7 protein-coding genes are annotated in these 10,890 nt (G+C 47.4%); 2 read left to right on the forward strand and 5 right to left on the reverse strand.

What is annotated here, in order from left to right:
- Nucleotides 1–419 precede the first annotated feature (419 nt).
- Nucleotides 420–770: a hypothetical protein gene (locus tag V5T57_RS09540; protein WP_332890974.1), complete on the reverse strand. Its 351-nt coding sequence runs from the start codon at nucleotides 768–770 to the stop codon at nucleotides 420–422.
- A gap of 660 nt (nucleotides 771–1,430) precedes the next feature.
- Here V5T57_RS09540 and V5T57_RS09545 point away from each other — a divergent pair.
- Nucleotides 1,431–1,991 (forward strand): hypothetical protein, encoded by a 561-nt coding sequence (locus V5T57_RS09545; protein ID WP_332890975.1) that lies wholly within the window; start codon nucleotides 1,431–1,433, stop codon nucleotides 1,989–1,991.
- A gap of 72 nt (nucleotides 1,992–2,063) precedes the next feature.
- Here V5T57_RS09545 and V5T57_RS09550 read toward each other — a convergent pair whose 3' ends face one another.
- Complete coding sequence (locus tag V5T57_RS09550; RefSeq protein ID WP_332890976.1) at nucleotides 2,064–3,314, reverse strand: YeeE/YedE thiosulfate transporter family protein; 1,251 nt, start codon at nucleotides 3,312–3,314, stop codon at nucleotides 2,064–2,066.
- Between the two features lie 266 nt (nucleotides 3,315–3,580).
- Between V5T57_RS09550 and V5T57_RS09555 the strand changes: the two genes are divergently transcribed.
- Nucleotides 3,581–4,153 (forward strand): hypothetical protein, encoded by a 573-nt coding sequence (locus V5T57_RS09555; RefSeq protein ID WP_332890977.1) that lies wholly within the window; start codon nucleotides 3,581–3,583, stop codon nucleotides 4,151–4,153.
- Between the two features lie 99 nt (nucleotides 4,154–4,252).
- Here the strand turns inward: V5T57_RS09555 and V5T57_RS09560 are convergent, their stop codons facing one another.
- The 3 genes from V5T57_RS09560 to V5T57_RS09570 form a co-directional block, all read right to left on the reverse strand.
- On the reverse strand, nucleotides 4,253–4,873 hold the full coding sequence (locus V5T57_RS09560) for a LysE family translocator (protein ID WP_332890978.1): 621 nt from the start codon (nucleotides 4,871–4,873) through the stop codon (nucleotides 4,253–4,255).
- Between the two features lie 617 nt (nucleotides 4,874–5,490).
- Nucleotides 5,491–7,713: an NADP-dependent isocitrate dehydrogenase gene (locus tag V5T57_RS09565; RefSeq protein ID WP_332890979.1), complete on the reverse strand. Its 2,223-nt coding sequence runs from the start codon at nucleotides 7,711–7,713 to the stop codon at nucleotides 5,491–5,493.
- A 355-nt stretch (nucleotides 7,714–8,068) separates the two neighbouring features.
- On the reverse strand, nucleotides 8,069–10,888 hold the full coding sequence (locus tag V5T57_RS09570; protein WP_332890980.1) for an ATP-binding protein: 2,820 nt from the start codon (nucleotides 10,886–10,888) through the stop codon (nucleotides 8,069–8,071).
- Nucleotides 10,889–10,890 lie beyond the last annotated feature (2 nt).

A 10,890-nucleotide genomic window follows, 5' to 3' on the forward strand; every position in this document is an offset into this window, starting at 1 on the left:
GTGCGCAAGTCTATCGCCTGTGGGCAAGGGGGGCTGGCCATGTGCATAGCGACCTGTTTGTGTCGATACGATGCTTCATTTATGGATGATCTCTTAGGTCTCTCCTTATCCCAGGCAAAAAAGTGTGGTTTTTATGTGAGGGCAGGGTAGGAAAGTAAAGGCAGGAACCATAGAGGTTTTTGCTCTTTTAATCCGGGGTCTTCCAGCTATGCTCGCTTGCTGTAACACAAGGAGGGGCTTAATGGGGAGAACACCCGTGGTTGGTTGCGTATCTGATTGGCTTTCTGCCATGTGTATTGGTGGTACCGGTTAACACAGGTATATAACGTGTAAACACACACGTTATATACCAAGCATAGACGCTTCTTAACTCCTGGGAAGGAGGGCCGCTCACTTTATGGCATGCTGGTTGGCATGTGTTAATTGCCAACATCAAAACGTGGACGAAAACGCTGGACCTGCTCACCTTCCGGTTTGGGGATTACCTCTGAAATACCAGCAATAATTTCAGCCTGTATCTCTGGTGTTAGATTTAATTTTGCTATTTTTTCGTTGATCTCTGGCCAAAAAGCCAGGTCTGTACCAAACAAAGGGGTTAACTGTTTGCCTGGGGTTTCCTGCACAATAAGGCGTCCCAAAGGGGTAAGCTGCTCAATAGACCGGCCATCAACCATTCGTTCTTGTGCAACATTGGCAGTTAGTTGAAAATTATGGTTTGGAAACGTGGCTTGTTGAAAGCCGTGTGCCTGTTTGGTCCATTTTAAATACATCACAAACCTCACTTAATCCCTAGGGTATACCCTGTCATCATCATGTTTGATGGTTGGCAGGGGGGATGGATATCATCTGCCTTCTCCACCCCCCAAAAAAAGCTCTTCCTGAATGACCGCACCTCTATAAGTGCGGTGCTCATCATTGACTCTCTATAATCTTTAAAGTTCCTGTTTTGATCATGGGTCTAACATTTATTCCATGATCGCAGCTTATAGGTTCAAAAAAGTGAACAAAAAATCATGTGTTCACGCATGGTGCCCACTCCAGGTCGATGCCGCACACTGGCTTCATGGCCCACTTAGCTTTAGATCACGTTGTCATGAGCGTTTAGATATTTTGTGGGTTCAGGGGCCATTTTGGGTGATCTGTCTATTTGTCTGATCTTGATATTTAAATGCATGAGATGGCTTTAAACAAATATTTGAAATGAAAAAGGTGATGAAGACAAAATATAGCCTGGGTTAAATTTGATAAATATCAAAAAAAACAGAATGTTACATGTTGGTTTCAACTATTACATTTAAATATGGATATATTAGCAAACAATAATGTTCTAAATATGGAAGACGCATCCTCTGGTGGGAAGAATTGGAAGGGGGATGATCCATAGAGACCATCAAAAGAAGATGGGACTCAACGTACGAAGGAAAATAATCATGAAGAAACAAAATGTGTTTGCTATAGCTGTCATGATGGGCGCTGCCATCTTGACTCAAACAACCCAAGCCGCAGATTTTTGCTGTTTAGCTGAAGAGTGGTCACTAGAGCCTGCTCAACAGGAAGAGGTCGTTGCAACATCAGACAACCTGAAAGCTGCCAAGGTATGGAACCATGATCTAATTGCCGATGAATGGAAGTTGGACCTTCAGGCAGAAGAAGAGACAATGGTTGTGGTGCCTGCAGTTGGAGATGCACAAGGTTGGAACCATAATTTGATTGCCGATGAATGGAAGCTCAGTCCGCAACCGGGTAATAGTTCATGGGTAAAGCCGGTTTCTAGCTCAGAGCTGACGCAAGGGTGGAACCATGATCTCATTGCCGCAGAGTGGAAGCTGGATGAAAAAGCAGCTCACGCTGAAGTGGTGCAACATGAAAGTTGGAACCATGATCTCATTGCCAGTGAGTGGAAACTAGAAGCGCAAGCCGAGGGAACGACCCCTCAAAAAGCCACCGCCCATTGGGATGAAGATCTTCTAGCTGAAGAGTGGAAACTGTAATTAGGTGCAGCCATACGCTAAGAAAAAAGCGATCCTGTGGTATCAATACAGGATCGCTTTTTTGTCGGTGCCTTAAAAGCGCGTAAAGGTTTTGTGCTTCTCATTATACTCGATCAGCAAAAACCAGATGATGATGATGCCCAAGGTTAAAGTGAGTGCCAATCCCCAGCTATCCAGTAGATCTGGTAAAAATGCTTGATACCCCAGATCGCTCACCGTCGGTACACCGTCAAGATAATCCAGGTCAACATCAAGCTCCAACCAGCCTTGTATCCGTAACCAGGCAAAGCTGATTGAGCCACTCCACGCAAAAAAGAATAGGCTAACCAGCATCTTTAAGTTGCCTTCACCCAAGCGCCATAGTGAACTTGCAGCACACCCTTGACCCAATATCATGCCAACACCAAAGAGTATGCCACCGAAGAAAGAGCCCCACCAAAACCTGGGGGGAATAATGCTATAGGGGTCAATGTTTAAGCGGGTAATGAGCAAAGCGGCGAGGGGCGTGACTAAAAGGATGGCCAACATTAGCGCTTTGGCATATTCACCACCTCCGGTTTCGAACGGTTCCCGTATGGCTTGAGCAAAACAGAGTCGTGAACGTTGCAAAACAACCCCTAAAAAAAGGGCTGTAATGACGATAAAGCCGCGTTTTGCCAAAGTGCTATCTGTTCCTGCCTGAGTTATCCAGCTTACGCCCCATGCCATGCCACCTAGAATAGGTACCCAGCCAAGCCAAGTAAAACGTACTTGCCACAGCGGGGTCGTACATTGTGGCTCTGGGGTGCCTCCCCACGGTAGAACTTTTTTTGCCCAGATCATTGCGCGTATGGCAAGCGCAGCACCGATCATAAGCCCTAATAACATCATCCAACCCGCTGGTGAAGAAAACACCAGTGGATTAAAAAAACCGCCAACGGTACACCCTCCCGCTAAAGAGGCCCCCATGCCCATAAAGCATCCACCGAGCATGGCTGTAACATACTCCATGGGGGCTGGTCGGCTCAGGCGGAACTGACCAGCAAGCATTGCCGCGCCCATAGCCCCCATGACCATGGCAATATCTGAGATTAAAGAACGGTGTTTTAAGGGGGGAAGTAAATGATCATCCAGATCCAAAAGGGGGCCAAGGCCTAGCCAATTGTTAAAGGCATCCCCTAAATAGCGGATACCCGCAAAAACACTCCAGAAATTACCGTTGAGAAGAAACACGGCCATCGCCATAACCAGCAACAGCGCGCCGACTTGGGGTGTCCAGGTTGGTATAAAAGGGGTGCGAAGATATTGGTTGAGTTGATGGAGAAAATCAAAAAAACTCTTCACGCTGCGTAGGCTCCTGAGTGATATGGAATGATTGAAAATAAGCCTAAGATTAGGGCGGTTTTCGGTGCATGAAGTGGCCGTAAGAAGATGATGAGCTCTTCAAACATAATGTGATTGATAAATATTTTACGCGGGGAATCAACCCATAGGCAGTCGTTTCATGATAAAATGGAGGACATCAACTGAATCAATGGATCATCTGTACTAAGGTAACGTGAACACACCCTTGCACAATCATAGGTCACCTAATGCAGAGAGGTTAGACCATGCAAACCCCCGTTGAAGTGATGGTCGGTCAAGACAATATCATTTGTGCTGTTAATACAGCCTGGAATCATTTTGCTGTAGAGAATGCGTGTGAAGATTTATTAGCTGAACATGTTGTAGGGCAAAGCTTACTGGATTATGTAGAAGGCGGTGCGACCCGCATTTATGTTGAGACCATGTTGCATATGGTACGGCAAGGGGATCAACTTTTAAGTTGCCCTTACCGGTGTGATAGCCCTGATATGCGCCGTGAAATGGAGGTCAGACTATTTCCACCGATCAACGGTGTTGTCAAAATGCAGCACCGGTTGGTATCGGAGCGTCCGCTGTACCACCACACAACTTTCCAAACCGTTGCTGAAAACCGCCACGCGTGTGCAGAGCAGATCAAACGTTGCAGTCACTGTAATAACTTGCGTGTACATTGGAAATGGTATGATGTGGAGGAGATTGAAAAAGCAGGGTTGCGGCATTTAGCCGAGCCGATCCAAGTCTATTACGGCATTTGTGACCGGTGTTGCGGCACCTTGGACCAGAAGGTTGTTATCCAACAACAGAGCATGGTTATGTAATGCGGAAATGCTTTTTTTCACATGAGTTTAGGCTGTTGGTGCTGGGGGCTCAGTTCTATATAAGGGGTGGAACCTTAATGAGGTAAAGTTGGGTGAGCCCTATCTGTCTTTACCAAGCGCCAGTGAGCTACCGAAGCCGATCAGTACCAAGCCAGTAATCCGGTCAATGGCAACCTGATTTTTTTGAATGAATGCCAACATCCACTTGGTGCGTACCAGGGCGGTAAAGATAGTCCACACCACAAATGCTTCTAACACAATAAACAGTCCATAAACCATTTTATCCAAGAACGGGGTTGATGGTTCGACCATTTGTGTAAAGACCGCCAAAATAAACAGTGTCACTTTAGGGTTTAAAACATTACAGAGTAAACCATCCCTAAAAGCTGTTTTTGGGTCAGTGGTTTGTGTGTGATACGCGTGATCCAACGGCTGATGGTTGGATGAAAAGAGGGCGTTGACGCCAATATATACCAGATAGGCCGCACCCATCAGCTTGATGGTGGTAAAAAGTGTGGCACTAGCTGCGATCATGGTTGCGATACCCAGGATCGAAAAGCCGATATGAACCAATAAACCGCAACAGATGCCGGTGATACAAGCAACGGCGGGCCAGCGGTCACGCTCTCCACCATATTTGATCACCAGCATCATATCTGGACCCGGGCTCATCATAGATACAAAGGTGACGGTGGCCAGGATTATGAGTGTTGCAATCATTATTAAATATGACCTTACGTAAGATGGGATTAACGATATTTGGTTTGCTTTATCCCAAGGGGCCTTGCTAACGAATGACCACCGAGTCCTGTTGGCACATAGGAATGTTCACCAATCCTGATCGCTCCATTGAACCAGTAAGAGCATGGTTTTAATTCTATAGCTAAGCCTATGTGTATGGATGCAGGTGGTGTGCAAACCTTGTGGTTCTACCATCTGCCTTTATGATCGACTCTTGATCCCATAAACCGTGATCATTCTGTGTTGCACCACCATGGGGCAGGGGTTGAGTTTACGGTGTGCCACATGCCTGGAATGAATAAAAGATTAGAGCCCAACGTTAGATCACGAACAGTGTCTATCTCACACCTCGCCGAAGTTTCTCCCTCGGGGAGTGTGGTTTAGGCAACCAATACGTTGCCGTTGTGTGCATGGTGTAACGGCAACCCCCTTTTGTTTGATGTTGATTATGCAGGCATAACCATGATGTGTCATCCGTCTTCATTGGTCTATGAAGTCAGCTCAGCATTTAGGGTGCTTTGACAGGTGTTGCGCATAAAAAAAACGGCCCTGATGATTCAGGGCCGTTTTCTGTTTTCAGCAATCAAGGACGATTATTAACCGTCGATGATGGCATTCAGGGTTGCACTGCAACGCTGAGCGACAGCAACCTTGGCGGGGTCAGGGCGGAAGTAACCACCCGTATCCACAGCACTGCCCTGAGGCGCATCAATCTCCGCAACAATCTTAGCTTCGTTGGCGGCCAGTTGCTCGGCGATGGGTGCAAAATGTGCCTTCAGTTCAGCATCATCACTCTGAGCGGCCAAAGCTTGTGCCCAGTAAGTGGCCAGGTAGAAGTGGCTACCTTTGTTATCCAGTTGGCCAACTTTACGTAGAGGTGACTTGTTCTCATCCAGCAGTTTACCGGTACCTTCATCCAGGGCCTTAGCCAGAACCTTGGCTTTGGCGTTGTTACGGGTATCGGCCATGTACTCTAAAGAAGCACCCAAAGCACAGAACTCACCCAGTGAGTCCCAACGCAGGTGACCTTCTTCAACAAACTGCTGTACGTGCTTAGGTGCAGAACCACCTGCGCCGGTCTCAAACAGACCGCCACCATTCATCAGTGGTACGATGGAGAGCATCTTAGCACTGGTACCCAGCTCAAGGATGGGGAACAGGTCAGTGTTGTAGTCACGCAATACGTTACCGGTGACAGAGATGGTGTTCTTGCCCTCTTTCATGCGTGCCAGAGAAAGCTCAGTCGCTTCCACAGGACCCATGATGCGGATATCCAGGCCAGCGGTGTCATGATCTTTCAGGTATTCATTCACCTTTTTGATCAGCTCGACGTGGTGAGCACGGTTTTCGCTGAGCCAGAACACGGCTGGATCACCAGAGAGACGGGCACGGTTAACAGCCAGCTTAACCCAGTCACGGATTGGGGCATCTTTAACCTGACAAGCACGCCAGATGTCACCCTCTTCAACCTGATGCTCAAGTACAGTATTTCCGGCAGCATCCACAACACGCATGGTGCCATTACCAGGTGCGGTAAAGGTCTTGTCGTGTGAACCGTACTCTTCTGCTTTTTGCGCCATCAAACCAACGTTGGGTACAGAACCCATGGTTGCAGGATCAAAAGCACCATTCTTTTTGCAGAACTCAACGGTGGCATCGTAAACACCAGCGTAGCTGCTATCTGGGATAACGCAGCGGGTGTCAGCAGCGTTGCCATCAGGACCCCAACCAATACCACCAGCACGGATCACGGCAGGCATAGAGGCGTCGATGATCACGTCTGAAGGAACATGCAGGTTGGTAATACCCTTGTCAGAGTTCACCATGTACATGTCGGGCTGAGCTTCCAAGCAAGCATTGATATCGGCTTCGATTTCAGCTTTTTTGTCAGCAGGCAGCTTAGCGATGCGGTCTTCCAGGTCGCCCATACCGTTGTTGGGGTTAACACCCAGCTCGGCAAAGGTGGCGGCATGCTTTTCAAAGACATCAGCAAAGAAGACACTTACACAGTGACCGAAGATGATGGGGTCAGAGACCTTCATCATGGTGGCTTTCATGTGCAGAGAGAAGAGCACGCCTTCTTCTTTGGTCAAAGCGATCTGTTCAGCCAAAAAGGTGCGCAGTGCTTTAACATTCATGAAGGTTGCGTCAACGACTTCACCTTCTTGCAGGGCAATGCCTTCTTTAAGCACAGAGACGTTACCAGAACCATCAACAAACTCAATTTTAGCTGTGGTTGCTGCTGGGATGGTGGTGGACTTCTCATTGTGGTGGAAGTCATCACTACTCATGGTTGCAACATTACACTGAGATGTGGATTTCCACTCACCCATGGAATGTGGGTTTTTAGCGGCATAAGCTTTAACCGCAGGAGGGGGACGACGGTCAGAGTTACCCTCACGCAGAACAGGGTTTACTGCAGAACCTTTGATCTTGTCATAGCGGGCTTGGGTCTCACGCTCAGCATCTGTGTTTGCATCATCTGGATAGTCAGGCAGGGCGTAGCCTTTATCCTGAAGTTCTTTGATGGCTGCTTTTAGCTGGGGAATGGAAGCAGAAATGTTAGGCAGCTTGATGACATTGGCACCAGGCGTTTTAACGAGGTCACCCAGTTCAGCCAGGGCATCAGGAATGCGCTGCTCTTCGGGGAGCACATCATTGAATGTCGCTATTAGACGACCGGACAGGGAGATGTCCTTGGTGCCAACGGAAATACCCGCGGGCTTGGTGAACGCCTGGATAATCGGCAGGAAGGAACCACTGGCAAGCTCAGGTGCCTCATCAACGATGGTATAGATGATGTCGGGCTGTTCAGACATGTTTTCTTCTCCAGTCCAAGGAAATCAGTATTCGTCGTTGTACATAAACCCCAGTTGCGCCTCTCTTTTAAGGTCGCTAAATTGGGGCCGTCGCTCCATTGACCGTGCGATTGCAGGTCATAATTTTGCGACATAATGCCATTTTTGTTTCCATTAGGGAAGGCTAATCAACGTGTATTTATCTCGCTTGTGTGCAGTTTTTTGTAAAAATGCGTAACAAGCTATATTTTACACCATTGATTACTCAAGCAGAAAAAAGCAGGTGAAAAAGTATTTCTCCAGCTTGTTCTTGAGGTTAAAACGCCTTTAATGCCGTGGGGAAACGCCATCCGTTGTAACATGTTTTATTGGCGGATTAAACGATTTTTGTGTGGCGTTCAATCACAGCAAGCAGGGTCTCACGGCTGATAGGCTTGGTCAGGTGGCCATTACATCCAGCTCTTAGTGAGCGTTCGGCATCGCCCTCCATAGCGTGCGCTGTAAGGGCATAAATAGGGGTAGGGGATAACTGATAATGTTGTTCTTGCGCGCGTATATGCTTGGTGGCTTCTAAGCCATTCATCACAGGCATGCGTATATCCATAATAACGATGGTGTAGTTTTCACCATGGTCCAGCCGTTCCACCGCCATTTGACCGTTGCCAACAATATCCAATGTATGGGGGGTGTCCTGCAAGAACCCCTCAATGACCAGTTGATTGATCTGGTCATCCTCTACCAAAAGAATATGGGCTGCGGACGCAGCATCATCATTTTTGGGTTCGATGTTCCAATGGTTTGTGTGGGCTGATGGTGGCTGTCCGTGGATGATATCCTCATAGGGAAGAATGACATGAAAGGTGGTGCCTTGCCCCAGTACGCTATCAACGCTTATCTCCCCTTCCATGGCTTGGATCAAGCGCTTGCATAAGGTTAATCCTAAGCCTGCTCCACCATGCTGACGGGTAATTGAGGCATCCACTTGGGTAAAAGGTTCAAAAATGGTTCTGAGCTTATGTTCGGGTATCCCGATGCCGGTATCACTGATCTTCATATGGTAGGTGTGATTAGCTCTGGCCAGAATTTCCAACTTAATATGACCGTGTTCAGTAAATTTAATGGCATTACCAAGCAGGTTCAGCAAGACCTGTCGTAACCGCTTAGGGTCACCTTTAATATGTGCGGGTAATTGCTCATCAATATCGACGTGTAACGCTAACCCTTTGCTCTGGGCATTTAAAGTATGAACTTCAAGAACATCACGAACCAAGGTTCTTAACACAACAGCCTGTTGATGAAAATGAAGATGGCCGGATTCAATACCTGCCAAGTCTAAAATATCTTCAATGAGTGCAAGCATGCTCCGTGCGGCACGACCTTGTATCTCCATATAGTGCTGTTGGGTACTGTTCAGTTCGCTACGTAAGACAATATCTGTAATTCCCAAAATGGCGTTGAGTGGGGTACGGATTTCATGGCTCATAACAGCCAAAAATTCATTTTTTGCCAAATTGGCTTGTTCTGCCTCCTGTTGACGCAGTTTTAAGGTGCGCTCTGTCTCTTTGCGGTCGGTAATGTCTATGACGCTTATAGGAAGGGCTGCAAACCCTTTTTCGGTCGTGGGAATTCGAAAGGAGAGCTGTAACTGTCTGGCGTTTCCCTGGAGCGTATCCAAACTGGTTTCAACACGGATCATCGGGCGTTGATGCCAGATGGCGTCCATAATATGCAAAAAAGAGCTATGGTTGCGTGTCGCAGTAGTGATGCCCATTTGCTGCATAAACGCACTTTTGTTCGGCGCTTCAAACAGTTTTAATGTGGCTTGGTTCACATGTAATACACGGATGGTACTGATCCAAGTTTGGAGCAGTTGAGGGTGGATCTGTAAATGGTGGTGAATATTCTCAACACCACTGCTGCGCAAACTTTGTAGGGCACACCAAACTTCAGACCAATCCTCTTTCCATAATGAAACCTCGGCATCTTCAAACAGGTGTTTAAAGGAGGCCTCAGCCTGTTGGCGAGCACGGAGATTAACCCCAAATATAATTAATAGAAGGGTCATTAGCAGAAACACCCCTACACTGACCCAGATATAGAAACCATATTGATCAAAAACGGTATAAGGGCGGTGTAAAAGCGTGCTGCCTTGTGGTAGAGCATCTTCCGAAATGCCAAAGCGTACAAGTTGACGGTGGTCAAACATGTAGGGGTTTGGGCTTTCCAGCTGTATGGGCAGAGCGTGGGAGGGGGTGCCGTTGAGCAGCTTTAACCCCATAAGCGCGGCGCTTTGCCCGTGGCTAAAACCACTTAAAATCTGTCCCCCAACGGCACCTTGCCCAACATGCATTAGCCAGGCGCTATAGATAGGAGCCTGGCTGATGGAAGAGAGTTGCCGCACACCCTCTTCAGAAGAAATGGGCACGCCCTGTTCGGTATTGATCACCCCACCAGCTGAAACAATCATGCTTTGAGAGGTCAGGTTGGCAACACGTTTTTTAAGTTCCGTAAGGGTGTGATCTTGCCAGTAGACAAAGTGTGCGCGTTTTTTAAAGCGATCTGCAAAGGCTTCAAACTTAGCTCGGTTGGCTTGCCCTGTGGTATCCCCTCTATGAATAATAACAACTTGATTAATTTGTGGGTGTAGGTTTAACCCTAATTTGACGACGGCATCAAAGTTGGTGGATTCCACAATACCCGTTATGGGTTGCATGCCTTCTACGCGCTCGGGTGTAAAGTGGTTGAGACCACAAAAGACCAAAGGAATAGCCTTAAAGAGGGTCGGACGTAGCCGTTTGATAAAGTCAAAGGCATTATCGTCTGCGGTTAAGATCAAATCTGGTGGGTTGTTCTGATACTTATGCTGAAAAAGCTCTTCTAAATTTTGGTAGTGTTCAGCAGAGTGGTGCTGTTTGGTATCCAGGTATTCCACGCGTAAACGTAGATCGGGCCGATTTTGGGCCAGTGTATGTTTAATGCCCGCAAAGAGATCATCTGACCACGGAAAACCTTGATGATATGACTGAACCAAGAGAATGGTTTGAGGGGTGGCAAAGGCTGCTGTGGGAATAAAAGTTAGGCAAAAAAATAGCGTTAAAAAATGAAGTTTAGTTGTACGAAAAAGGCCAAAAGAGGGTAGATACCGGTTAAAAAAACGGTATGAACGTATAGATGCATGGCCCATTACCCCACCCATAA

Origin of the sequence: Magnetococcus sp. PR-3 (genome assembly GCF_036689865.1) — a bacterium.
GTDB lineage: Bacteria > Pseudomonadota > Magnetococcia > Magnetococcales > Magnetococcaceae > Magnetococcus.

Coding starts and splice junctions, on each gene's coding strand:
- V5T57_RS09560 (WP_332890978.1), bottom strand. CDS start 4,873: ATGATTGCAACACTCATAATCCTGGCCACCGTCACCTTTGTATCTATG.
- V5T57_RS09555 (WP_332890977.1), top strand. CDS start 3,581: ATGCAAACCCCCGTTGAAGTGATGGTCGGTCAAGACAATATCATTTGT.
- V5T57_RS09540 (WP_332890974.1), bottom strand. CDS start 770: ATGTATTTAAAATGGACCAAACAGGCACACGGCTTTCAACAAGCCACG.
- V5T57_RS09570 (WP_332890980.1), bottom strand. CDS start 10,888: ATGGGTGGGGTAATGGGCCATGCATCTATACGTTCATACCGTTTTTTT.
- V5T57_RS09565 (WP_332890979.1), bottom strand. CDS start 7,713: ATGTCTGAACAGCCCGACATCATCTATACCATCGTTGATGAGGCACCT.
- V5T57_RS09545 (WP_332890975.1), top strand. CDS start 1,431: ATGAAGAAACAAAATGTGTTTGCTATAGCTGTCATGATGGGCGCTGCC.